The following is a 23259-nucleotide window of genomic DNA, read 5'->3' as shown; positions in this document are numbered from 1 at the left end:
AGAGGGACATTTTATCCCGCTTTTTTAAATAGTTCGATTTACTCGGCACGAACCTTAATTTCATAGCCGGTATATTTACGGATATTAATAACACCGGTATCCAGGATCAGGTACTGGCCTTTGATACCTTGTAATTTGCCACGGATCACTGGGGTTTTATCCAGATTATGTGATTTGATCTTTTCAGGATAGCTTTCTACCGGATAAATAAACTCGCGTGGGCGCTCTTGTTCCAGAATCTTGACATTTTCATTAAAGTCCAGACTCATGCTGAATTCATCACGAATACTGGTAATTTGCGGTTCGAATTCATCCAGCAGCTGATCACGGATATCAATCAGGTTAAGGGGCTCAGCCTCACCTTTGAGCAGTTTGCGCCAATCGGTTTTATCGGCAACCTGGGTGCCAAACATGACTTCCATTTGACCTGAAAGACGACGAGAACCTACTTTCATGATGGGTAAGGCTTGCGTTGCACCCTGATCCAGCCAGCGTCCTGGCATATGGTTGACACGGGTAATTCCGACTTTAAGTCCACTGGAATTGGCTAAATATACAATATGAGGCTGGAAGCATACTTCATGCGCAAAGGTGTCTTCACGGCAGGTACCTAAATGATAGTGGCAGCTCTCAGGCTTCATAATACACATGTCACAAGATGCTTTGGTTTTAAAGCATTTGAAGCAGTGACCTTGAGAAAATGATTTTGATGTTTTGGTACCACAAGACACGCAGTAGATATTACCGGTCCATTCGATCTCGATTTCTTGACCCAGACTAAATGGAAGATCAATTTCTGAACGATCTAATATGAATTTATATTCAACATTTGCCCTGTGTATATCTTGATCAGTTACACTAAGGTTCTTGAGACCGGCATGCATTTTATGGCAAATGCCTTGAAGTTCCATATAAATTACTCACTTAAATCATAAGGATGCTGTTATGACTGAACAGAATGTCATCACTTCGATGCTAGACGATTTTGCGCAGGAACAGCCCATAAAAACTGCGATTTGTATTGGTCAGGATTTGACCCAAATCAAGTTTAATCAGTCCATTCAATGGCATTATTTTAGCGTATCTGACTTTTTAAGTCTGCCTTTTCAGCAACGTTATGATCTGGCAGTAGTGATGCTAGATACACCTGAAACGAGTGAGTTATCAGATCAATTGATCAGTCAGATATTGGTCAAGTTGCGTGACTTATTTGCAAAACGTCTGGTCGTAGTAAGCCGTTTGCAGGATGAGAAACTACTTCGTTCTTTAGGGCTCACCCAACTTATTGATAAAACAACACATAAGGCCGACTTTGCCCTATGGCAATTTAATATTCTGACCTATAAGCATGTACCAGATTGGTTTAATTCCAAATTCTGGGCCAATCCGGAAAATTGGAATAAGTTCCGTTGGTAAGGAAAAAATCTAATAAATTTCATTGCAAATATTAACATATTCATCCATTTCAACCTTCTGTTCAGCACGTATGCTGTAAGAAAGATTGACAGGATAAGCAGTATGACAAACCTCAGTAATATTGTAGAGATGCTGGCCAAGCAGGCCTTAGGCGGTAGTCAGCAACAGCAGAATACCAATCAGCATCAATCCCAAAACCAGTCGCAACAGTCACAAGGTGGTTTGGGTGGAATTCTTGGTGCCGTACTTGGACAGTTAAATCCGGGTAATACGCATCAAACTGGTCAATCCCAGCAAGGCGGCTTGGGTGGGATTTTAGGTTCTGTACTGAGTCAACTGGGTGGTGCTGGTCAGCCACAGCAGCAGTCAAATCAGCAGACGCATCAGCAACCTCGATCATCAGGATTGGGTGCAGGTGGAACTAAGACCTTACTTATTGCCGTATTGCCATTGGTACTTGCCTGGATTCAAAAGCAGGGTGGTTTACAGGGAGCACTGGATAAGCTTAAAGGTCAAGGCTTAAATAGTCAGGTTGATGACTGGGTGTCTACAGGTCCTGGTGAGAATGCGCCCGTGGATAACCAGCAGTTACAGCTGTTATTTGATGATCAGGAAGTCGAACAGGTGGCTGAGCAGGTGCATGCCCCAAAGCAGGATGTATATAGTGCTATTTCTAAAGTCTTACCGCAGATAATTGATTCATTAACTCCGCAGGGTGAGCAAACCAGCAAGCAGGAAGCCAATAATGATATTCAGAATGTCCTGAACATGGTTTCAGGTTTCTTAAAGCGTTAACTGAAATTTCTTTAAAAAAAGCCCGGCTATAAATGCCGGGTTTTTTGTATTTTTATAAATTATGAGTGTTCCAAATCCAAGCTAAACAGACGATTAGATTTGCTGATTTTTTTGGCAACATAATGTGATTTGCGCAGACGTATTAAAATAATCTGAGATTGGAATTCTAGCTCACCAAATTCCGGCTCCACCTGCACATAATGTAGCTGACCAAATTCATCCCTTACACGGGCTTGAGCTGAAAATCCGGGACGAGCATTGCCACTGGAAATGGTTGCCAGACGACCAATCAGATTGACATGGTGCTTTTTGTATTTAGGTGGAATCACCTGATCCAGACAGTGAATCATAAATACTGTAAAAAAAATTGCAATAATCAACGCAGGAATAATCAGGTAATACACCGGTAGAAATTCCTGTTCCTGAGAATAGATCAGCAGTTGCAGCACATAACCGGCAACACTAAAATTCATCAGCAGGAAAAATACAATTAAAATTTTCGAAAATTTAACATTAAGCAGGTCGAGATTGCGGAAGTAGAAAGGGGAAATCTGTTTCAAAAATTTCGTCGGGCGAATTTTAAATAAATAACCTAAGGTTTCTACCACGCCCAGCAAAATCACAGCGAATAAACTTAAATGAAAAGGCATCAAGTTATAGTCTACGAAAAATGCCGGCATGGTAGCGTCCAATTTCAGAGTTATTCTGTGAGGTAAATCCCACCATCAGAATGCACGTTAATCTCTACTTTTTCAAGTGCTTGACCTTGACATGGACCAGAAATACATTCTCCGGTTTCAACCAGGAATAAAGCACCATGGGTTGAACACTCAATAAATTCCTGATCACGATCTAGAAACTGGTTTTCCAGAAACTCCAGTTCAACCTGCAAGTGTGGACACAGGTTCTGGTAAGCATAGAACATACCATCGCGTTGAGTAATGAAAATGGTGTCGCCATTTGGCGTTTCAAAAGAACGTGCTTCACGTTCCGGGATGTCTTCGGTCATGCAAATTTTAAACATTAAGCGCATTCCTTTTGGAAGTTTTCCAATAACGCAGCATAGTCAGCAATGGCCAGACGTGGGCCAAATTGTGAAACCACCTGACTTGAAATCAGAATTGCCAATTCAGCTGCAACTTTCCAGCCTAGGCCTGCATTCAGTGCATACAGGAAAGCACCGGCAAAGGCATCACCAGCACCATTGGTATCAACTGCAGTTACAGCACGACCCGGTACAGTAAAGCTTTGACCTTCATTGCAGATCAACGCGCCTTTGGCTGACAATGTAATGACAATGTGTTGGCTGATTTCTTGCAATTTAACTAAAGCGGCTTCAAGCGTTTCAGTCTCAGTGTACATCAACGCTTCTTGTTCATTACAGAACAATAGATCTACGCCATCTGCAATCATTTCGTCCAGGCCGGCACGTGCATATTGCACCATGGCTGGATCAGACAAGGTTAAAGCAATTTTCGCATCACTGGCACGGGCAATGGTACGTGCCTGTTCTACAGCATGACGGGCAGTTTCTGAAGTCGACAGATAACCTTCGATATATAGCCATTTTGCAGTTTTGAGAGGTGTGAAATCAATTTGAACGTCAGTCAGTTCCGCAGTGATACCCAAATAAGTATGCATGGTACGTTCTGAATCTGGACTTACCAGTACCATACAGGTACCAGTAACACCTTCACTGATTGAACGGGTTGTGGTTTGTATGCCGGCTTCATTTAAACCATCCAGGTAGATTTGACCCAGATCATCATTCCCGACACGGCAGGCATAGAAAGCTGAACCACCGAGCGCAGCAAAAGCCACAGTCGTGTTTGCAGCTGAACCACCAGATGCCTGGCCTTTATAGTTTTGCGTGGCTTTCAGGTTCTCATACAGCGCAGCTTGTGTTTCACCATCAGTCAGTTGCATGGTGCCTTTTTGCAGGTTGTGTGCAGTTAAAAAGTCGTCAGATACTTTAAATTCCTGGTCAATTAGCGCATTACCAATTGCAAAAAGATCAACATTTGCCATGTCAGAGAGTCACATTCAAAAAACGAAAGTCATAAGTTTACACGAATGCTCAGGTTTGCTATAGGGTGTTAAATCATTTTCAAAAAGTTTTAGGGTATGCTGTAAGGCATTCATTTCGCACTTTGGTCGAATTAAAGCAGATAAATTTCGTAATCCTGCGGTCGTGCCATTGATTTAAATAGCGGATTTTATTTATAAGTGTTATATCACCTGTAACTGCATATTCATGCAAATGCAGGTTGAGCCGAGACTACAATTTCTGACAGTGTGTATATATGGATATTAAAATCGTAAAAGCCGAGCAATTACCAGATCAAATCGAAACTTTTGCTGCTCTGGCAAAAAAGGAAGGCTATGATTTAATTGAGAAATTAGTTGAAGAATATCGCACAGGAAAAAACTCCTTCAGTAAAGATAATGAATATCTTGCTGTGGCTTATGATGGAAACAAGCTGATTGCTTGTGGCGGTTTGAACCAGCAATGGGGACCAGATGGTGTGGAAGAGCGTATTGGCCGTGTACGTCGTTTCTATGTACATCCGAAATATCGCCAGCATGGAGTAGGCAAGCAATTACTGGCTTATCTGGAACAGTTAGCACGTCCGCATTATTCTGCACTTTGCCTGCATACTGAAACCAAACTGGCGGCGAGCTTTTACCAGAAGCAAAATTATGTGTTTGTCGAAAACCATCCGAATTACAATTACTTTAAATATCTGATCTAGCCGATTTTCAATTTTACAAATACGGTTCATAAACTTGGTGATTCAATTTCTGAATGACCAAGTTTACTTAATTCGATCAAAATGATCGGTTTTCAGCGTGAATAATAACAAAAACTACAGCTATAATGCGATCAGTTGTTTTTTATCTAAAAATTAGGAGATCGCATGACTGTAGATGTCACTGAAACCATTTCACAAACTGTACATCCTGCGTTTCAGTTGGTACGTCAACACCATGTTGAAGCTTTAGACATTTTAGTGTCTGAATATAAACATAATGTGACCGGCGCCATTCATTATCACCTGGCGACCAATCACGATGAAAATGTCTTTTTAGTGGCTTTCCGTACGCAGCCAATGGACTCTAAAGGCGAAGCGCATATTCTTGAACATACCGCGCTTTGCGGTTCAGAAAAATTTCCGGTACGTGATCCATTCTTCCTCATGATTCGACGTTCCCTGAACACGTTCATGAATGCCTTTACTGCGGCGGACTGGACAGCTTATCCGTTTGCCACCCAGAATGATAAAGACTTCCAGAACCTGTTAGAAGTATATATGGATGCTGCTTTTGCAGCGAACCTGAATCCGCTGGATTTTGCCCAGGAAGGGATCCGTATTGAGCTGGAAAATGGTGAACCGGTTTACAAAGGTGTTGTGTTTAATGAAATGAAAGGTGCAATGAGTTCACCTTCAGATCAGCTCTATCATACGCTGGCGCATTACCTGTTCCCGGATACCACCTATCACTACAACTCAGGTGGTGATCCTAAAGATATTCCAGATCTGACTTACCAGGAATTAGTTGATTTCTATAAGTCACATTACCACCCAAGTAATGCGGTATTCATGACCTTTGGCAAGAAGTCAGCTTATGAACTGCAAGAACAGTTTGAAAACTTGGCACTGTCTAAATTTGAACAGGGTGAGACTTTATACTCCACACCTGAAACCCGTTTGTCTGCACCGGTATCAGTGACTGATACTTATGCAGTTGATGCAGAGGATTTACGTGATAAAACCTATCACGTTATTTCCTGGTTACTACCGGAAGCAAGCGAAATCAAACTTCGTCTGGGTATGCGTCTGGTAGAAGGTATCCTGTTAGAAGATTCGGCATCTCCACTACGTCATTATCTGGAAACCTGTGGTTATGCAGATGCAACAGGCCCATTCATGGGGGTTGATGACTCTAACTTTGAAATGACTTTCTATTGCGCAGTTCAAGGCTCAAACCCAGAACATGCTGAAGAATTTAAAAATGGCGTATTCAAGATTCTGGAAGATGTTGCTGCGAAACCGGTAGATCAGCAGGCAGTAGATGCGATTCTGCATCAGATTGAATTGCATCAGCGTGAAATCAATGGTGATGGTACGCCATATGGTTTAAGCCTGATCCTGAATGGTTTAGGTAGCGCAATTCATCACCGTGATCCGGTTGAAGTCTGGGATGTGGATTCTGCAATTGCCGCAGTTAAAGAAGAACTGAAAGACCCGATGTGGCTGTCTAATCTGATCAAAGAACATCTGATTGATAACCCGCACCGTGTGCAACTGACACTGGTTCCAGATGCCACCAAATCTGCGAAAGAGGCCGAAGCGGAAAAAGCACGACTGGCAGAAATTGGCAAGACACTGACTGAAGAACAAAAAGCTGAAATCGTTGCGCAGACTGAAGCTTTAAAAGTTCGCCAGGATACACCGGATGACCTGAACCTGTTACCTAAGGTTGGCCTAGAAGATGTGCCTGCTGAAATGCAGATCGTACAAGGTCAGTTGCGTGAAGTGATTTCCAATGGCATCGATACGCCATTAAACCTTTATTATGCTGGTACCAATGGTATTTATTACCAACAAGTCTTGGTACAGATTCCTGATGAAGTGGTGCAATCGCCATATTTTAACCTGCTGTCGATTCTGGTTGGTGAAGTGGGTGCGGGCGAATATGATTATCTTGAATTCCAGCAAATCCAGACTGCTGTTAGCGGCGGATTGGGTATGGGAGCTTCATTACGTTCAAAAGTAGATGACAAGAATAAGATTTCTGCCTGGTTAACGCTCACAACTAAATCTCTAGTAAATAACCTGCAAGCGATTCAGTTGCTGAAAACCGGTTTTGAGCAGCTTCGTTTTGATGAAAAAGGCCGTATTATCGAATTGCTGCAACAGCGTAAAACACGCTGGCATTCGCGTATTTCGGGCTCAGGCCATAGCTATGCGATGCAGGTAGCTTCACGTCAGCACAGTGCTTTAGCGACCCGTGATTATCATAACACTGGTCTTGGTGCATTGAACTGGCTGATGAATCTGGTTGCTCAGATTGAGAAAGATGAAGCTGCTTACGATGCCATGATTGAAGAGCTGAAACGCATTCATCGTATTTTACTGCAAGCTCCAAAACAGTTCTTACTGGTTTGTGAAGAACCGCAAGCGGACCATCTGGTAGAAGAAGTTCAGAATGTTTGGGATAAAGTTGCTGTGGACCGTAATCCGGTACAACTTGCTCAAACTGAAAAAGTACTGAATGAAGCAGATGAGGCATGGCTGATTCAGGCCAATGTTCAGTTCTGTGCAGCAGCTTATCCGGCAGTAGAAGTATCTCATCCAGATGCAGCACCATTGATGGTCTTGGCAGGTTATTTGCGTAATGGATACCTGCATAGTGCGATCCGTGAAAAAGGCGGTGCTTATGGTGGCGGTGCCAGCTATGATGGTAATGCCTGTTCATTCCGTTTCTACAGCTACCGTGATCCACGTTTAGCAGAGACTTTCAAGGACTTTAATGCAAGTGTTCAGTGGCTATTAAATGCGGAACAACAGCCACATCAACTGGAAGAAGCGATTCTGGGTCTGATTGCCAGCATGGATAAGCCGGGTTCACCAGCAGGTGAGGCAATTACAGCTTGTTATGCTTACCTGCATCAGCGTACTCCAGCATTCCGTAAGCAGTTACGTGAACGTCTGCTCAATGTGACGCTGGAAGACCTGAAACGTGTGGCTCAGCAATATCTGGTAGAACAACAGCCGTCGCGTGCTGTGGTTGCACCCGTGGCAAAACGTGAAGCACTGGAACAGCTCGGATTTGTAATTCAACAAGTTCAATAAAATAAAAAAGGAAAATTGAATGGCGCTTAATTCGTTTAAGCGCCCAACTTTGCAGCTGAGCATTTTGCTGGGCTGTATGGGTGGGGCGCAGGTGTATGCAGAAGAAAATCAAACGACTATCCCCAGCAGTCCGATGCCAGCAACGGCTGAGGCCTGTGCCGCGGTAGAAACCAGTGCAGAACGTCTAGCATGTTATGATGCTTTGTTCAAAGTACCAGAAGCTGAAAGAGTGGTACTGGTATCTGAACGCCGCGCAGCTGCTGAACTTGCGCCTGAACCCGATAACCTGAAAGCTAGAATTGATAAAACTGTTTCTACAGTAACGGTCAGTGAAGGCTCGCCACTGAAACCAAACCTGTCTTTATTGGACAGCCGTTGGGAACTTTCACCGGAAAGTAAACTGGGTACTTGGAATATCCGTTCTTATCAGCCGGTGTATGTATTACCAGGATTTTGGACCTCTGAGAAAAATGAGTTTCCTGAAAGTCCGAATGAACGTAATACGGTAACAGAAGATCAGAACCTGAAATCCATGGAAGCCAAGTTTCAGCTTTCACTAAAAACCAAAGCAGTAGAAAATATTTTTGGTAATAATGGTGATATCTGGCTGGCGTATACCCAGTCTTCACGCTGGCAAGTATATAACTCTGAAGAATCACGTCCATTCCGTGAAACCAATTATGAACCAGAAGCCAGTATTGTATTCCGAACCAATTACGATTTATTTGGTCTGGACTGGCGTATGCTAGGTCTGACCATTAATCATCAGTCAAATGGCCGTTCCGATCCACTATCACGTAGCTGGAACCGGGTGATGCTGAATCTGGGCTTTGAGCGTAATAACTTTGCCCTGATGCTACGTCCCTGGTATCGTTTTGAAGAAGACCTGCCAGATGATAACAATCCGGATATCGTCGACTATGTCGGTCGTGGCGATTTGACTGCATTTTATCGCTGGAAAGATCATGACTTTTCACTTATGTTGCGTCATACCTTAAAAGGCGGTGATGACAGTCGTGGTGCAGCGCAATTTGACTGGTCATTCCCGATCAGTGGTCGTCTGCGTGGACATTTTCAGCTGTTTGATGGCTACGGTGAAAGCCTGATCGACTATAACCATAAGGCGACGTATGTCGGCTTGGGTGTTTCGTTGATGAACTGGTTCTAAAAAGCATTATCATCAAAAAATCCACGTGCTGACATGGATTTTTTGTTTTATATCGAAATTACCCAACCTGAATTTCTGAAGGTGGATGTTTAAGGCGGCTCTTTTTCGGTGTGGCAATAAAATAGGCCAAGGTCAAAGGGCCTAAACGACCTGCAAACATTAACAGCATCAGAATCAACAGACTGGCTGGCTGTAATTCAGAAGTGATGCCACGAGACAACCCAACTGTACATGCGGCAGAAACCGTTTCAAACAGCAGATCCAGAAAGTCCTGATCTGGCTCCAGAATAAGCAGACTCATAAATCCGGTTGCAATCAGGAGAGCAGTAATACAGACCACTGCCAATGCTTTAAAGGTGGTTTTCTCTGGAATCGAATGCTTGAATAAACGAATTTCATCTTCACGCCGTAGGAAGCTAATTACACTAATCACTACAATGATAAAAGTTCCGACCTTAATGCCACCTGCGGTACTTAAAGAACCACCACCAATAAACATCAGGAACATGGTAACTAAGGTGGATGCATTGGTCAGCTGATCCATCGGCAGGCTGTTAAAACCTGAAGAACGCGGTACTGTGGCATGGAACCAGGCATTGACCGCCTGATCGCCCATACTCATCAATGCCAGTGTTTGAGGATTAGAAGCTTCCAGAATCCAGATCAGGATAAAGGCAGAAAGATTCAGTGCAGCAATGGTACTCAAAATCAGCTTACTATTGGTACTCAGTTTGCGCCAGCGTTTATGCTGTCGTACATCCATCAACACCAAAAAGCCAATGCCGCCAATGATATACAGCATGCTAATGGTGAAGGTAATAAGATACTGATCGGCAAAGCTCATTAGACTATTCGGGAACAGGGAAAAGCCACCATTGTTAAAGGCAGAAATACTATAAAAGGAAGCGTAGAAAAAAGCCTGGGCAAAGTTATAGTCCTGCAGCCAGGCAATAGTCAGAATTACTGTGCCAATTGCTTCAAAGAACAGCGAATATAGAAACACACCTTTAATGGTAGTACTGATCTTTTTCAGGCTGGTCTGACCGATGGACTCCTGAGCCATGACCTGTTGCCTTAGTCCCATTTTAGGCGCCAGACTCATGGCAGCCAGAATGGCAAAGGTCATAAAGCCGAGTCCGCCACATTGCAGGAGAATCATGATTACGATCTTGCCGAAGACCGTATAAGCTTCTCCGACATTGACCACAGACAAACCGGTAATGGTCACCGCAGAAGTTGCAGTAAAAACAGCCTGAAACCAAGTGACATCACCATGATGAGAAACTGGCAGTATTAACAAGATTGAACCAACCAGAATCAATGCCAGAAATCCCAATGCGATAATGCTGGGTGGACTGAGGTTAATAGTCCGGTTTTTATGAGCAGTTATTTTCATAGATTTTTAAAATGTTTGGACAGGCGACGTAAAGGTTCCAGCAAGCCCTCAACAAGCAGAATATCACCTTCTTTAAGAATAAGATGCGGGTCGAGGATATATTGAACCACGGGGCCACGCTTGTGCAGAATGGTTTTAATTTCTGATGCATGATCCATCAGCTGATTGAGTTTGATACCACTTTGTTCGGTATGAATCTCAATTTTGACCAGATAACGATTATCCTCAAGCGCCATATAGCGGCTGACCATCGGATAACTTAAGGATTGCGCGATCCGAACGCCCATATCTTCCTCGGGATGAATAATCTTATCCACCCCAAGATGAGTCAGGATCATATGATGGGCTTTGGACTTGGATTTGGCCCAGATTTTTTTAACTCCCATATTCTTGAGGTGTAGGACGCAGAGAATACTGGCTTCAATATCTTCACCAATCGCCACCACCACCGCTTCACAGTTCTGAACATTTAGTTCGTCCAGCACATGTTCATCCGTGGCATCTGCAATCACGGCATGGGTGAGTTCATCTGAAATGCTTTCAACATATTTTTTATTCAGGTCGATGCCAATTACTTCATGTTTGAGTGACATCAGTTGTGTGGCAACAGTGGCACCGAAACTTCCTAAACCGATCACAGCAAACAGTGCCATGTATTTTTCCTAAAGTTGCTGCGCTTATACATGCGCTTTCTATTAATTTACGTGCTTATCTTAGTGCTTAATTAATTTTTCAGCTATTTGCTTTACATAAATATTATCAAAGACCTGCGTTCTTATTTGCTTATATCAAAAAACCGCCTCGAAAGACGGTTTTTAGTTTAGATATCAGAATCTGAAATTATTTCAGGAAGCGTTGATAACCCAGGTTATTGGTAATCTCGTCATATGGATAGGTGATACTCTCCAGAGTTTCGATCAAACCGTCTGGATTCTGCTTTGCATCTTCAGCTTCCAAACCGACTAGTACACGACCTTCAGCCGCGCCGTGGTTACGGTAGTGGAACAGAGTGATGTTATGAGTTGGGCCTAGACGTTCAAGAAAAGTCAATAATGCACCTGGACGCTCCGGAAATTCGACACGGAACAAACGTTCATTTTCAATGTCTGCGTGACCACCAATCAGATAACGGATGTGCAGTTTTGCTACTTCGTCGTCAGACAGATCATCAACGTCATACTGGAATTTCAGGTTTTCATAAATTTCCTGACGTTCTTTTTCGCCATTTTTCAGGCTAATACCCACGAAGACCTGAGCTGCAGTTGCATCGCTGGCACGGTAGTTAAACTCGGTGATGTTGCGGCCTTGCAGGGCACGACAGAAACTCAGGAAAGCGCCTTTCTGTTCAGGAATGGTCACGGCAAAGATTGCTTCTTTACGCTCACCGAGTTCAGTACGTTCGGCAATATAGCGTAAACGGTCAAAGTTCATGTTGGCACCACAAACAATCGACACGATATTTTTACCTTGAATGCCGTGTTCAGCGACGTATTTTTTAATCCCTGCCAACGCCATTGCACCAGATGGTTCTACAATACTACGGCATTCGTCATAGGTATCTTTAATTGCTGCACAGACTTCATCAGTATTGACCAGTACCACATCAGGTTCAACAATTGGACCAGAATTATCTGATTTTTGCAGGCGGATGACCTCAAAAGGTTTTTCACCAATTTGTGCCACTGCAGTACCATCGGCAAATAAACCGACAGATGGAAGAATCACACGTTCATTGGCTTCTAAGGCCGCTTTTAAGCACGCGGATTCATCATATTCCACAGGAATAACTTTGACATGCGGAGCAACATCTCCCAAGTACGCTGCAACACCGGCTATCAGACCACCACCACCAACAGCAACGAAGACATATTCTACATCACGCCATTGACGCAAAATTTCATTGGCAATGGTACCTTGACCGGCCATCACCAGTTCATCGTCATAAGGTGGAATAAAGGTCATGCCATCTTCTTCGGCACGTTGAATCGCATATTTATTGGCAACGTCGAATGAATCACCGTGCAATACGACTTCGCCACCTAAGCGTTTTACCGCCTGAACCTTGATATCAGGCGTAGTTTTTGGCATCACGATAATCGCGCGAATCCCCAGCTTTTTCCCTGACAGCGCCACACCTTGGGCATGGTTGCCTGCTGAAGCTGTGATAACGCCACGTTCGAGTTGTGATTTCGGTAATTGACTAATACGGTTATAGGCACCGCGTAGCTTGAATGAAAAAACCGGTTGTAAATCTTCACGTTTAAAGCGAATGTTATTATTTAAGCGTTCGCTAATTCGTGGCGCTGCTTCGAGTGGGGTTTCGATTGCAACATCGTATACAGTTGCTTGTAAAATTTGTCGAACCAAACGAGACAGCATGTTAATTTTCCATCTAACAGTTTAAAATAAGCACTTATTGTAACAAACCACGCGGCTTTGCGGTTTAAAAATACTGCAAAAGTCCAAAATAGTTGAGTGATGTCATGAGTCTATATGCAACCCAAGATGAGAAAAAGCAAGCTGCAGCAAAAGCAGCGTTAAAGCACTTACCAAAAGGGGGCATTTTAGGCGTCGGTACTGGGAGTACTGTTAACTTCTTAATCGAACTTTTGCCTGAACTTCAATTGGAAGCAGCAGTTGCAAGTTCTGAAGCCACTGCACAACGCCTTAAAAAATTAGGCATTGAAGTTGTCGATATGAATAGCGTAGGCGGTCTGGATGCCTATGTCGATGGTGCGGATGAAATCGACCGCCATATGCACATGATCAAAGGTGGCGGTGCTGCGCTGACACGTGAAAAAATTGTTGCATCTATTGCGAAAAAATTCGTTTGTATCGTTGATGATTCTAAGTGGGTGGAACAGTTAGGTCGTGAATTTCCGCTTCCTGTAGAAGTGATTCCAATGGCACGTTCTGCAGTCGCACGTAAAATTGTTGCTTTAGGGGGGGACCCTGCGTACCGTGAAGGTGTAGTCACCGATAACGGTAACGTAATTTTGGATGTTTATAACTTAAATATTTTGAATGCATTAGAGTTAGAAAAAACTTTGAATGACATTCCAGGTGTTGTTTGTAACGGTATCTTTGCATTAAATAAAGCTGATATTGCTGTGGTTGCTACTGATAACGGTATTGAAGAGCGTACTGCGGTTTAATTAAACTTTCTAAAAAAATCCCCCTAAATCTCCCTGAGTGAAGTTTTAAAGCACTGCTTTAAAACAAGCGCAAGAAGGGAGACTTTTGAAAGCCCCTCTTTGAGAAAGAGGGGTTTGGGGAAATTAAAAAAAGAATAAAAATGACCTTATCCGACTTACCTGAAATTCAAATTGTCCGAAATATTCGCTCAACACGTTTAAAGCTTCGTGTGGATGGTACTCAAATTCGCCTGACTGCACCCGTATTTTGCACAAAAAAACAAATCCAGAATTTTATTAATGACGCCGAAAGCTGGTTACTCAAAACCTGGCAATCCCAGCAGGAAAAAATTCAAAGTATTGATCGTAGTTTGCCTGCTAGCTTGCAGCTATTTAATCTGAATCAGCCAATATCAGTTCAATACCAGGCTCAGAAGCATAATTTTATTCTGGATCATGAAAACTATACGCTCTATATCAGTGATCGAAATCCTGAAAGCTACTTAAAAGCTTTTGTGATTGCCTATGCCAAACAACAGTTACCGGTTTATCTTGAACAGATTGGTCGGGAAACAGGATTATCTTTCAATGTCTGTAATATCCGCCAGCCGAAAACCCGTTGGGGCAGCTGTTCTGCCAGACATGACATTATGCTGAATAGCGGTATTATTCTGTTTCCTGAAAATATCGTCCGTTATCTCTGCGTGCATGAACTGGCACATACCCGGCATTTTGATCATAGCCCGCATTTTTGGACTGAAGTGGCCCGGCATGATTCAGACTATCTAATCCATCGAAAAATATTGAAAAACACTGCAATGCCATGGTGGTGGGTCAGTCAGAATTAATGCAAGAATCATTGGACTTCTTTCATAAGTCATTTTTTACTCAGCTCCAAATTATAGATTCCCGCGATTAAACTAAATCTTAATCCTAGTCTTTTGCCTCTGTTACGATATCGCTCGGCAAGGATTTTGAAGGTTTTCAAACTGCCAAATACATGCTCAATCCCAATTCTTCTTTTATTGATTTCCTGATTGTAAGGTTTTAGCTCGGGATCTAGTTTGCAGCGTTTTTTTTGCTTTTAATGGCAATAAGCTATTTGGATACACTGTATAGATCCCTTGATAACCCTTATCTGCAAGGATAAAGGCGCCTGCAGGAATCTGATTCAAGTTGCGTTTGAAAAGCTCGAAATCATGTACAGCACCACGACTCGTGCATAAACTCAGAATTTTCTGAGTTCTATAATGAATGATGGCTTGAACTTTGAAGGTATGTGTTTTCTTTTTGCCACTATAGCTTTTTTTCTGTTTTTTTAGGCCTTTGTATTGGAATTTCTGTGGCATCTACGATCACTACATTCCAGTCGATGCCTTCACCTTCGGGCAAGTTTTTCGGTAAATTAAATAGTTTAGACTGAATCAGGCAGTCTTCAACATGACGGACGATTCTTGAGGCAGTCGGTTCTGAAACCCCATAACTCGTAGCAACGTGAAATAATGTCCGGTATTCACGCCAATAGCTCAGACAGAGTAAAACCTGATCTTCTACACTTAACTTAGATGGTCTACCTTTAGCAGGGACATGCATTTTCAGTTGTTCAACCATTAAATCAAAGGTTGACCATGAGATGCAGGTGTATCGCTTAAACTGTGTTTCAGAAAGCTTCTTTGAATCGATGTATTTCATCCGCAGATTATGCACGAATGCCAAGAAATCCGGAGTGCAAATATTAACCAAAAAGAAGATCGTTTTTTGATTTATGAAAGAGATCTAATGATAACGATAAATTAGAACTCCTCATGATGCGGTTAATCCTCACAATTTTAATTTTTATAGTCTCGCTTCCTGCGCTGTTTTTTTACGGACTATTTTTATACAGTATTTTTTTCCCAAGTTTACCCATGGATTATCCTTTAACCGTCAAATTTTTTATGCTGACAGGAGTGCTCGCGTGGGGAATGCTATTTTATATGGCTATTTTATGGGTTAAATATCGCCAAATACCTAAAACAATTTCAGCCAGTGCAACACTATTGGCTATTTTAGGGTTAATTCCATTTATGATTCGACTAGACGCCATTATCTTTTTGGCATTACCTGCTTTCTTATTTGTAATTTATCTTTGTCATTATAGTTGGTCTACTCCAGTAACGAGCAAACACGTATAAAGGTGTTTCAATTTTATCTTTAAACATGCATTTCAAAATATATAAAATCAGCATTCCTCAGTGAAAGAGTTTAGAAAATGTGAACTTCCTGTCATACTACCTGGCATAAAGGAAACATCTAGTTAGAGGTAATTATCGTGATTTCAGTGGGTATTGTGGGTGGCACAGGTTATACAGGCGTTGAACTTTTACGTCTATTACTGCGACATCCAAACGTTAGCGTCAAAGCACTGACATCACGTACCGAAGCAGGTCGCTGTGTAGACGATATGTTCCCAAGCCTGCGTGGTCATACTGATCTTGAATTTTCTGATCTCAGCCTTGATTTATTAAAATCTTGTGATGTCGTATTTTTTGCGACACCACATGGCGTTGCGATGAAACATGCAGAAGAACTGCTAGCTGCAAATACCAAGGTAATTGACCTTGCCGCAGATTTCCGTTTACAGAATTTGGCACAGTTTGAAAAATGGTATGGCATGCAACATGCTTGTCCATCTATATTACAAGATTCTGTATATGGTCTGTCTGAACTGAATCGTGACAAGATCAAACAGGCGAATGTGATTGGTAACCCGGGTTGTTATCCAACAACCGTGCAGCTCGGCCTTGCACCAGTATTAAAATCTGCGGAAGCTTTAGTGAAACCTGAAAGTATTATTATTGATGCTAAATCAGGAGTTTCAGGCGCAGGTCGTAAAGCCAGCCTAGGCATGATCTATTCTGAAAATGCAGATAACTTTAAAGCTTATGGCGTAGCAGGTCACCGTCATCATCCTGAGATTGTAGAATCGTTAGAAAATATCTCAGGTCAAAAAGGTGTATTTGACCATATTTTATTTGTACCACATCTGGTGCCAATGATTCGCGGTATGCTGTCAACTATTTACATTGACCTGACTGAAGCAGGCCAGATAGCAGATTTGCAGGCACTCTATGAACAGTTCTATGCCAATGAACAGTTCGTTGATGTCATGCCATCAGGCAGTTCGCCAGAAACCCGTTCAGTACGTGGTGCCAATGAACTCCGTATTGCACTGTACAAGCCTCAACCAACGAAACTGGTTATTCTGGTAGCACAAGATAACCTGGTGAAAGGTGCAGCAGGTCAGGCGGTACAGAATATGAACCTGATGTTTGGCTTTGCTGAAAACGCTGGCTTGCAAAACATTGCTTTATTACCATAAAAAACGTATTACAACTTCACACACATTTGAATTTCGATTTAAATGTGTGTCTTGAAAAAGATAGAAGAGATGACAATGCCGAATAATGAGCCTCACGATCTGACCACAGATGACAAGAAGAAAATGCCATTTCTGAAAGGGAACACGCCACTTGCGATAGGTGCTGCAATTCTGGTACTGAGTAGTGGTTTACTTGGCTATTCGATAGGTCATCGTCAAGGTCTGACCGTTGTAGGTTTTGAGGCGGATGCTGAACAGCTGGTTGAGGTTGTACAAAAGCAGAAAGCCAGTCTGGAAACACTGAATAAAACCCTGAATACAGCAACGCAGGAACGTGATCTGGCCGTAAGTAATGCCAATGACCTGTATCTTGCGATGAATAAAACCCGTGATGAATATACGCAGGCAGAAAGCCTGGCGACCTTATATCGTGAAGTACTGCGTCAGCGTGGTGGTATGCCTTTATCTGTTCAGCACTTGGCAGTAAAGCCTCTGCCTGAAAATGCCTTTGAATATCAGCTTGATCTGATTCAGGTAAGTCCAAGCAAGGGGCGTGTTTCCGGTTCGGTTGAATTGCGCCTGATTCGGGGAACTGAAATTTTAATTGTGCCTTTGGCAGATAAAAACTTCAATTTCGAAAATTATGAACGTCTGACTGGTCGTTGGACAATGCCGAAAGGTTTTGTACCAGAATTTATAGAAGTTCGACTGACTGGTACAAGCAAGCCTGTTACCCGCCGTTTTAGCTGGAGTAAGGGCGAGGCAATTGAAAATCAATCTGCATTCCTGTCAGAGATTCCTCAGACAGAAGCCAATGCAAACTAAAGTGTGAAATGTAAATCTTATGCCTAGCAACAAGCGTCATATTTGTTTAAGTGAAATCAAGAACTCTTTTAATCAGTCCGGGGTGGTTGACTGGCACATAAGCCCACGCTTGGCAAACGACCCTTTTCATGACGAAAATGCTGATATTGCAGTACAAACAGCACCGCCAGAGTTGAAGCGTCCACCGATGTATGCGGTGGTATTGATGAATGACGATTACACCCCAATGGAGTTTGTAATTGAAATTTTACAACAATACTTTGCAATGAATCTTGACCAAGCTACGCAAGTAATGCTAACTGTACATTATGAAGGAAAAGGTGTTGCTGGCGTCTATCCAAGAGACATTGCGGAAACGAAAGCGAACCAGGTCAATAATTACGCTCGATCACAAGGTCATCCTTTACTTTGCCAGATAGAGCCTAAAGATTAAGGGGGTTGCATGCTCAGTCGTCAATTAGAAGTATCACTACGTTTGGCTGTTAGCATGGCTCGTCAAAAGAGACATGAGTTTCTGACAGTAGAACATTTATTATTGGCTTTACTCGACAACGATTCTGCCGTGAATGCCCTTAAAGCATGCGGTGCAGACATTATTGTGCTGCGTAAAGAACTTGAAGAATACGTAGAACAACACACTCCAAAACTCGGCGAAAATAACGATCAGGCACCTCATCCGACTGAAAGTTTTGACCGGATCCTGCAGCGTGCCATTTTCCATGTACAGTCAAGTGGTGGAGACCGTACGGTAGAAGGTGCGGATATTCTAGTTGCGATGTACTCAGAGCGTGATTCGTTTGCAGTGTATCTGCTGAAACGTCATCAGATTAACCGTTTAACCTTGACTCAATATTTGTCGCATGGCACCCGCAAGGAAGAAGTGCAGAACGAAGAAGAAATTGAAGAACTGGACGGCGAAACTGGTTCATCGAATGCTTCAGGTCCACTGGATCTTTATACCACTAACCTGAATCACGAAGCGCAAAAAGGTAAAACTGATCCATTAATTGGTCGTGAAAAAGAAATTGAGCGTGCTGCACAAATTCTTTGTCGTCGCCGTAAAAATAATCCGTTGCTGGTCGGTGATCCGGGTGTGGGTAAAACATCGATTGCTGAAGGTCTAGCTTGGCTGATTGTCAATGGTAAAGCGCCTAAACCATTAGAAAACGCTGAAATCTATAGTCTGGATATCGGTGCACTGGTGGCAGGAACCAAATACCGTGGTGACTTCGAAAAACGTCTGAAACAACTTCTCAATGCCTTAAAGAAAAAACCGGATGCAGTGCTGTTCATTGATGAGATTCATATGATCATTGGTGCAGGTTCTAGTATGGGCAGCACCATGGATGCCTCGAACCTGATTAAGCCAGCACTGGCAAATGGTTCATTGCGTTGCATAGGTTCGACCACATTCCAGGAATACCGTCAGGTCTTTGAAAAAGATCATGCTTTATCGCGCCGTTTCCAGAAAATTGATGTGAATGAGCCTTCTATCTCTGAAACTATTGATATTTTACGTGGTCTGAAATCTAAGTTTGAAGATTTTCATCATGTTCAATATGAAGATCAGGCTTTGGTATCAGCGGTAGAACTATCAGCGAAGTTTATTAATGACCGTTTCTTGCCAGATAAAGCCATTGATGTGATCGATGAAGCGGGTGCGCAACGTCGTTTAAAAGCCGAGCAAGACGATAGCCTGATTACGGTAGAAAATATCGAAGACATCGTGTCGAAAATTGCCCGTATTCCACCAAAAACAGTTTCTAAAGATGACAAGACTGTATTAGAAAATCTTGAGCGTGATTTGAAACGTGTGGTCTTCGGTCAGGATGAAGCCATTGAAGCACTCGGTTCGGCAATCAAGCTGTCTCGGGCAGGCCTGAAATCTCCAGATAAGCCAGTCGGTAGTTTTGTCTTTGCCGGTCCAACGGGTGTAGGTAAAACTGAAGTCACCAAGCAATTAGCAAAACTGATGGGCGTGGAGCTGGTTCGCTTCGATATGTCTGAATATATGGAACGTCATGCGGTATCCCGTCTGATTGGTGCACCTCCAGGCTATGTTGGTTTTGACCAAGGTGGTTTGTTGACCGATGCGATTCACAAGAATCCGCATTGTGTATTGCTACTGGATGAAATCGAAAAGGCACATCCGGATGTATTTAACCTGTTGCTGCAAATTATGGATCATGGCTCATTGACCGATAACAACGGTCGTAAGTCAGACTTCCGTAATGTGGTGCTTGTACTGACCACCAATATTGGCGCTGAAAGCATTTCACGTGTCAGTATCGGTTTCATGGAACAAGACAACAGCAATGATAACCAGGAAGCGATGAAAAAAGCATTCTCACCTGAATTCCGTAACCGTCTCGATGGCGTGATCCAGTTCAAGGCCTTGCCAAGTACGATCATTGAAAATGTAGTCGACAAGTTCTTAACCGAGTTGCAGGCACAGCTAGATGAGAAGAAAGTTATTCTGGAAGTGGATCAGAGTGCACGTGAATGGATGGCTGAAAATGGTTATGACCGTTTAATGGGTGCTCGTCCAATGCAGCGTCTGATTCAGGAACATCTGAAAAAACCATTGGCAGAAATGATTCTGTTTGGTGAGCTGGCAGATAATGGCGGTAATGTTGCTGTATCTGTGAAGAAAGAAAATGGCAAAGCTGTAGGCTTGAAACTTGAAGTGTTTGAAGATCAGACTGCTGAACCAGCCTAAATTCTACTCATCGTGAAATAACCCGTGCTTGCACGGGTTATTTTATTTCTTTATTGCTATGATCTGATCAAGATTTATTGCCTGGCTAAGATTTAACAAGATATGGAATTTCAGTTCACTAAACTTATTACGACTTTTTTTCTGTTCCTGGTCACGGCGGTGATGGAAATTCTAGGCTGTTATTTTCCTTATCTGATTTTGAATCAGGGAAGAAGTCACTGGTTATGGATTCCGACAGCTCTGGCTTTGGCAGCTTTTGTCTGGCTATTAACTTTGCATCCAGCTGCTTCAGGCCGGATCTATGCAGCTTATGGTGGTATCTATATCTTTACTGCTTTGATGTGGTTGCGTTTTGTAGATCAGATCAGCCTGTCTCGATGGGATTTGCTTGGTGGTGCAGTGGTGATATTTGGGGCGCTGATTATTATCATACAACCCCAAGGTTTAATCCGTTGATTGACTTCCTGTAGAAACTTAGTTCCCTTTACAGTCCTTCTGTGATATTTCAACGTCATAAGATCGAGTAGTGGAACTCAGTTCTAGCATCACTTTATAGGGATTTTCTAACTGATAACGGTGCTCAAAGAAAATACCGCAGTTCTGTAATAAGTTTTTGCGGATAAGCTGAGTCACTTCCTTAGGACCTAGATCTTTTTCAAACTGGGCAAAGTCGGGAGTAATAATTAAACCTTTTAATTCGGTTTTATTAGCAGTGAGTTTCAGTCGTTCAATAATTGTGTTGTGATCAATTTGCAGGGGCAAAGTTTTAGAATCTTCCGCACTTAATACAGCCAGCATTTCATTCAGTTCTGCTTTTTTCTTGATTTTAAATTTTGAATCAATGATCTGTTGCTGTTGCAGGTATTGATCAAATTCGGAAGCATTAACCTGACTACTAAGAAAACTAATGCCAAGGGTTAAAGCAGTGAATAGATTTATTTTATATTTCATTTAAGGCCACAAATTATTACTGTGTTTTGCGGATTATAAGAGCATGAATAAGATCTGTACGCAACTCTACCTTGGTTAATTCTCCTGCCTCCTCAGATTTCTTCTTTTTGCTTATTTTTAAATATTAAAGTTTTAACGATCTTTTATGTGAAAAATCTATTAATAATTACACTTTATTTTTTGTGTGGGATTTCATCTAGGTTTATAGTCTTACACCTCCCCACGCAGCATACCGGTAAGTACGTAGGGTGCATGCAAAAAAATATCTAAGTTTAAAGGCATAAAATATTGACCTATAAACAAGAAACTTCAATGATTTAAAAATAAGGATGTCATATTTTGAGTCAAGCTTATTCCAAGCAGGAAAAAAACAGTCGTATTAAAGGAATTGTCGGGGCAGCCTCCGGTAACCTGGTCGAATGGTTCGATTTTTATATCTATGCTGTATTTGCGGTTTATTTTACCAAGGCACTCACTGCACCAAATATGGACAGTTCAACTCAGGCAATTTATGTTTGGGGTGTATTTGCTGCCAGCTTCTTTATGCGTCCGATAGGTAGCTGGCTATTTGGCCGTATTGCCGATAAACATGGCCGTAAAAAATCCATGGTCATTTCGATCTGTTTAATGGCCATCAGTTCATTCCTATTCGCAGCTTTACCAACTTATGAGCAGGTGGGTATGGCAGCACCATTCTTGCTGCTGCTGGTGCGTCTGTTACAGGGCTTATCAGTCGGTGGTGAATATGGCGCTGTTGCGACCTATATGAGTGAGCTGGGTTTAAAAGGTCAGCGTGGATTTTTCTCATCTTTCCAATATGTGACCTTGACCGGCGGTCAGTTGCTGGCAAGTTTACTCGGGGTTATTTTCCTGGGCTTTATGAGCGAACAACAATTACTTGATGGTGGCTGGCGTATCCCGTTTGTGATTGGTGGTATTGCGGCAATTGTTTCTTTATTGGCACGTAGCCGTCTAGAAGAAACGCTATCTACGGAAGATAGCGATAAGGAAGATTCAGGTACACTTAAAGAATTGTTCAAGAACCATTGGAAAACATTCTTGCTGGTGGTTGGCTATACTTCAGCGGGTTCACTAAGCTTCTATGTAATTACGGTTTATTCAAAAACCTATTTAACCAATATCGGTATTGATCCAAAGACTGTCGGATTTATTATGACCGCCTGTATCTTTATATTGATGATTGCACAGCCAGTTTTTGGTGCTTTATCGGATCGAATTGGTCGTCGTACCTGTATGCTGCTGTTTAGTGGGTTGATGGCGATTGCGATTTATCCGGTCATGGCGGTCGGTATGCGGGCCTTCAGTGATACCCCAGTAATCGTTGCATTATTGCTGATTTTCCTGATGATGTTACTGAGCCTCTATACTTCGATTGGCGGTATCGTAAAAGCAGAAATGTTCCCGCCACATGTACGAGCTTTAGGAGTAGGTTTCTCTTATGCAGTGGGTAATGCCGTCTTTGGTGGTTCAGCACCTTCGGTCGCATTACAGTTTAAATCAGCAGGTATTGAAAATACCTTCTTCGTGTATGTCATTGTGATGCTGATTGTATGTTTCTTCTGTAGCTGGCAATTACCGAAAGAACCAAAATATTTAAAAGATGATCATTAATCTT

General features: G+C 42.5%; 25 protein-coding genes. 14 read left to right on the top strand and 11 right to left on the bottom strand.

Annotation, left to right across the window (positions count from 1 at the left end):
- Positions 1-38: 38 nt before the first annotated feature.
- Positions 39-911, bottom strand: coding sequence for a DUF2797 domain-containing protein (locus ACS72_RS06705; RefSeq protein ID WP_048881655.1), 873 nt, complete (start codon positions 909-911; stop codon positions 39-41).
- A 34-nt stretch (positions 912-945) separates the two neighbouring features.
- Between ACS72_RS06705 and ACS72_RS06700 the strand changes: the two genes are divergently transcribed.
- Together ACS72_RS06700 and ACS72_RS06695 are read left to right on the top strand one after the other, a co-directional pair.
- Positions 946-1416, top strand: a complete 471-nt coding sequence (locus tag ACS72_RS06700; RefSeq protein ID WP_048881654.1) for a DUF6231 family protein — start codon at positions 946-948, stop codon at positions 1414-1416.
- Between the two features lie 102 nt (positions 1417-1518).
- A complete protein-coding gene (locus ACS72_RS06695) occupies positions 1519-2211 on the top strand; it encodes a YidB family protein (RefSeq protein ID WP_004894511.1) in 693 nt (230 codons plus the stop codon).
- A 59-nt stretch (positions 2212-2270) separates the two neighbouring features.
- On the opposite strand, the gene ACS72_RS06690 is transcribed toward ACS72_RS06695, so the two are convergent.
- The 3 genes from ACS72_RS06690 to ACS72_RS06680 are packed head-to-tail and all read right to left on the bottom strand — an operon-like array spanning position 2271 to position 4239.
- Positions 2271-2891 (bottom strand): OB-fold-containig protein, encoded by a 621-nt coding sequence (locus ACS72_RS06690; RefSeq protein WP_004812753.1) that lies wholly within the window; start codon positions 2889-2891, stop codon positions 2271-2273.
- Between the two features lie 20 nt (positions 2892-2911).
- Positions 2912-3220, bottom strand: a complete 309-nt coding sequence (locus ACS72_RS06685) for a Rieske (2Fe-2S) protein (protein ID WP_008305220.1) — start codon at positions 3218-3220, stop codon at positions 2912-2914.
- Positions 3221-3234: 14 nt separating this feature from the next.
- Positions 3235-4239 (bottom strand): adenosine kinase, encoded by a 1005-nt coding sequence (locus ACS72_RS06680; protein WP_008305218.1) that lies wholly within the window; start codon positions 4237-4239, stop codon positions 3235-3237.
- Positions 4240-4514: 275 nt separating this feature from the next.
- Between ACS72_RS06680 and ACS72_RS06675 the strand changes: the two genes are divergently transcribed.
- From ACS72_RS06675 to ACS72_RS06665, 3 genes are all read left to right on the top strand, one after another.
- On the top strand, positions 4515-4964 hold the full coding sequence (locus tag ACS72_RS06675; protein ID WP_004812759.1) for a GNAT family N-acetyltransferase: 450 nt from the start codon (positions 4515-4517) through the stop codon (positions 4962-4964).
- Between the two features lie 165 nt (positions 4965-5129).
- A complete protein-coding gene (locus ACS72_RS06670; RefSeq protein ID WP_048881653.1) occupies positions 5130-8069 on the top strand; it encodes an insulinase family protein in 2940 nt (979 codons plus the stop codon).
- A gap of 19 nt (positions 8070-8088) precedes the next feature.
- On the top strand, positions 8089-9237 hold the full coding sequence (locus ACS72_RS06665) for a phospholipase A (protein WP_004812763.1): 1149 nt from the start codon (positions 8089-8091) through the stop codon (positions 9235-9237).
- Between the two features lie 58 nt (positions 9238-9295).
- Here ACS72_RS06665 and ACS72_RS06660 read toward each other — a convergent pair whose 3' ends face one another.
- The 3 genes from ACS72_RS06660 to ilvA form a co-directional block, all read right to left on the bottom strand.
- On the bottom strand, positions 9296-10633 hold the full coding sequence (locus ACS72_RS06660; RefSeq protein ID WP_004894527.1) for a TrkH family potassium uptake protein: 1338 nt from the start codon (positions 10631-10633) through the stop codon (positions 9296-9298).
- Complete coding sequence (locus ACS72_RS06655; RefSeq protein WP_004812766.1) at positions 10630-11286, bottom strand: TrkA family potassium uptake protein; 657 nt, start codon at positions 11284-11286, stop codon at positions 10630-10632. Before ACS72_RS06655 ends, ACS72_RS06660 begins: the two co-directional genes overlap by 4 nt.
- 187 nt (positions 11287-11473) lie before the next feature.
- Complete coding sequence (gene ilvA / locus ACS72_RS06650; RefSeq protein WP_004812768.1) at positions 11474-13012, bottom strand: threonine ammonia-lyase, biosynthetic; 1539 nt, start codon at positions 13010-13012, stop codon at positions 11474-11476.
- A gap of 104 nt (positions 13013-13116) precedes the next feature.
- On the opposite strand from ilvA, the gene rpiA reads away from it, so the two are divergent.
- Positions 13117-13788 (top strand): ribose-5-phosphate isomerase RpiA, encoded by a 672-nt coding sequence (gene rpiA, locus ACS72_RS06645; RefSeq protein WP_004894532.1) that lies wholly within the window; start codon positions 13117-13119, stop codon positions 13786-13788.
- A gap of 140 nt (positions 13789-13928) precedes the next feature.
- Positions 13929-14615 (top strand): SprT family zinc-dependent metalloprotease, encoded by a 687-nt coding sequence (locus tag ACS72_RS06640; RefSeq protein ID WP_048881652.1) that lies wholly within the window; start codon positions 13929-13931, stop codon positions 14613-14615.
- A gap of 29 nt (positions 14616-14644) precedes the next feature.
- On the opposite strand, the gene ACS72_RS19565 is transcribed toward ACS72_RS06640, so the two are convergent.
- Genes ACS72_RS19565 through ACS72_RS17350 form a run of 3 tightly spaced genes read right to left on the bottom strand, consistent with a single transcriptional unit; the run spans position 14645 to position 15459 of the window.
- The gene (locus ACS72_RS19565; protein ID WP_108619318.1) at positions 14645-14797 is read right to left on the bottom strand and encodes a transposase; all 153 of its coding nucleotides are present in this window, start codon (positions 14795-14797) and stop codon (positions 14645-14647) included.
- Positions 14790-15116, bottom strand: coding sequence for a transposase (locus ACS72_RS06635; RefSeq protein WP_004894538.1), 327 nt, complete (start codon positions 15114-15116; stop codon positions 14790-14792). Before ACS72_RS06635 ends, ACS72_RS19565 begins: the two co-directional genes overlap by 8 nt.
- Positions 15064-15459 carry a transposase family protein gene (locus ACS72_RS17350; RefSeq protein WP_071320558.1) on the bottom strand — a complete coding sequence of 132 codons (396 nt, stop codon included), beginning with the start codon at positions 15457-15459 and terminating at the stop codon, positions 15064-15066. The genes ACS72_RS06635 and ACS72_RS17350 overlap by 53 nt, the downstream gene beginning before the upstream one ends.
- A gap of 113 nt (positions 15460-15572) precedes the next feature.
- Between ACS72_RS17350 and ACS72_RS06630 the strand changes: the two genes are divergently transcribed.
- From ACS72_RS06630 to ACS72_RS06605, 6 genes are all read left to right on the top strand, one after another.
- Positions 15573-15941: a hypothetical protein gene (locus ACS72_RS06630; protein ID WP_248603874.1), complete on the top strand. Its 369-nt coding sequence runs from the start codon at positions 15573-15575 to the stop codon at positions 15939-15941.
- 131 nt (positions 15942-16072) lie between these two features.
- Positions 16073-17128, top strand: coding sequence for an N-acetyl-gamma-glutamyl-phosphate reductase (argC, locus tag ACS72_RS06625; protein ID WP_171249851.1), 1056 nt, complete (start codon positions 16073-16075; stop codon positions 17126-17128).
- Positions 17129-17203: 75 nt separating this feature from the next.
- The gene (locus ACS72_RS06620) at positions 17204-17953 is read left to right on the top strand and encodes a DUF6776 family protein (protein WP_048881650.1); all 750 of its coding nucleotides are present in this window, start codon (positions 17204-17206) and stop codon (positions 17951-17953) included.
- 19 nt (positions 17954-17972) lie between these two features.
- Entirely contained in the window at positions 17973-18386 is a 414-nt protein-coding gene (clpS, locus tag ACS72_RS06615) for an ATP-dependent Clp protease adapter ClpS (RefSeq protein WP_048881649.1), read from the top strand.
- Positions 18387-18395: 9 nt separating this feature from the next.
- Positions 18396-20672 (top strand): ATP-dependent Clp protease ATP-binding subunit ClpA, encoded by a 2277-nt coding sequence (gene clpA, locus ACS72_RS06610; RefSeq protein WP_008304701.1) that lies wholly within the window; start codon positions 18396-18398, stop codon positions 20670-20672.
- A gap of 102 nt (positions 20673-20774) precedes the next feature.
- Positions 20775-21128 carry a YnfA family protein gene (locus ACS72_RS06605; protein WP_048881648.1) on the top strand — a complete coding sequence of 118 codons (354 nt, stop codon included), beginning with the start codon at positions 20775-20777 and terminating at the stop codon, positions 21126-21128.
- A gap of 18 nt (positions 21129-21146) precedes the next feature.
- Here the strand turns inward: ACS72_RS06605 and ACS72_RS06600 are convergent, their stop codons facing one another.
- Positions 21147-21623 carry a hypothetical protein gene (locus tag ACS72_RS06600; RefSeq protein ID WP_048881647.1) on the bottom strand — a complete coding sequence of 159 codons (477 nt, stop codon included), beginning with the start codon at positions 21621-21623 and terminating at the stop codon, positions 21147-21149.
- Between the two features lie 339 nt (positions 21624-21962).
- Here ACS72_RS06600 and ACS72_RS06595 point away from each other — a divergent pair, with 339 nt between their 5' ends.
- Complete coding sequence (locus tag ACS72_RS06595; RefSeq protein ID WP_048881646.1) at positions 21963-23255, top strand: MFS transporter; 1293 nt, start codon at positions 21963-21965, stop codon at positions 23253-23255.
- The last annotated feature ends 4 nt before the right edge of the window (positions 23256-23259 follow it).

Origin of the sequence: Acinetobacter sp. VT 511 (assembly GCF_001077515.1) — a bacterium.
Taxonomy (GTDB): Bacteria; Pseudomonadota; Gammaproteobacteria; order Pseudomonadales; family Moraxellaceae; genus Acinetobacter; species Acinetobacter schindleri.
Note: the sequence above shows the minus strand (reverse complement) of the source record. Positions and strands in the feature narration are given on the sequence as shown.

Bases quoted from the DNA above. Each gene is read 5' to 3' on its own strand.
- ACS72_RS06690 (WP_004812753.1), bottom strand. From the start codon at position 2,891: ATGCCGGCATTTTTCGTAGACTATAACTTGATGCCTTTTCATTTAAGT.
- ACS72_RS06640 (WP_048881652.1), top strand. From the start codon at position 13,929: ATGACCTTATCCGACTTACCTGAAATTCAAATTGTCCGAAATATTCGC.
- ACS72_RS06670 (WP_048881653.1), top strand. From the start codon at position 5,130: ATGACTGTAGATGTCACTGAAACCATTTCACAAACTGTACATCCTGCG.
- ACS72_RS06630 (WP_248603874.1), top strand. From the start codon at position 15,573: ATGATGCGGTTAATCCTCACAATTTTAATTTTTATAGTCTCGCTTCCT.
- ACS72_RS06655 (WP_004812766.1), bottom strand. From the start codon at position 11,286: ATGGCACTGTTTGCTGTGATCGGTTTAGGAAGTTTCGGTGCCACTGTT.
- ACS72_RS06635 (WP_004894538.1), bottom strand. From the start codon at position 15,116: ATGCCACAGAAATTCCAATACAAAGGCCTAAAAAAACAGAAAAAAAGC.
- ACS72_RS06665 (WP_004812763.1), top strand. From the start codon at position 8,089: ATGGCGCTTAATTCGTTTAAGCGCCCAACTTTGCAGCTGAGCATTTTG.
- ACS72_RS06695 (WP_004894511.1), top strand. From the start codon at position 1,519: ATGACAAACCTCAGTAATATTGTAGAGATGCTGGCCAAGCAGGCCTTA.
- ACS72_RS17350 (WP_071320558.1), bottom strand. From the start codon at position 15,459: ATGAAATACATCGATTCAAAGAAGCTTTCTGAAACACAGTTTAAGCGA.
- ACS72_RS06700 (WP_048881654.1), top strand. From the start codon at position 946: ATGACTGAACAGAATGTCATCACTTCGATGCTAGACGATTTTGCGCAG.
- ACS72_RS06675 (WP_004812759.1), top strand. From the start codon at position 4,515: ATGGATATTAAAATCGTAAAAGCCGAGCAATTACCAGATCAAATCGAA.
- ACS72_RS06680 (WP_008305218.1), bottom strand. From the start codon at position 4,239: ATGGCAAATGTTGATCTTTTTGCAATTGGTAATGCGCTAATTGACCAG.
- clpS (WP_048881649.1), top strand. From the start codon at position 17,973: ATGCCTAGCAACAAGCGTCATATTTGTTTAAGTGAAATCAAGAACTCT.
- ACS72_RS06685 (WP_008305220.1), bottom strand. From the start codon at position 3,220: ATGACCGAAGACATCCCGGAACGTGAAGCACGTTCTTTTGAAACGCCA.
- rpiA (WP_004894532.1), top strand. From the start codon at position 13,117: ATGAGTCTATATGCAACCCAAGATGAGAAAAAGCAAGCTGCAGCAAAA.
- ilvA (WP_004812768.1), bottom strand. From the start codon at position 13,012: ATGCTGTCTCGTTTGGTTCGACAAATTTTACAAGCAACTGTATACGAT.
- ACS72_RS06660 (WP_004894527.1), bottom strand. From the start codon at position 10,633: ATGAAAATAACTGCTCATAAAAACCGGACTATTAACCTCAGTCCACCC.
- ACS72_RS06705 (WP_048881655.1), bottom strand. From the start codon at position 911: ATGGAACTTCAAGGCATTTGCCATAAAATGCATGCCGGTCTCAAGAAC.
- ACS72_RS06600 (WP_048881647.1), bottom strand. From the start codon at position 21,623: ATGAAATATAAAATAAATCTATTCACTGCTTTAACCCTTGGCATTAGT.
- clpA (WP_008304701.1), top strand. From the start codon at position 18,396: ATGCTCAGTCGTCAATTAGAAGTATCACTACGTTTGGCTGTTAGCATG.
- ACS72_RS06620 (WP_048881650.1), top strand. From the start codon at position 17,204: ATGCCGAATAATGAGCCTCACGATCTGACCACAGATGACAAGAAGAAA.
- ACS72_RS06605 (WP_048881648.1), top strand. From the start codon at position 20,775: ATGGAATTTCAGTTCACTAAACTTATTACGACTTTTTTTCTGTTCCTG.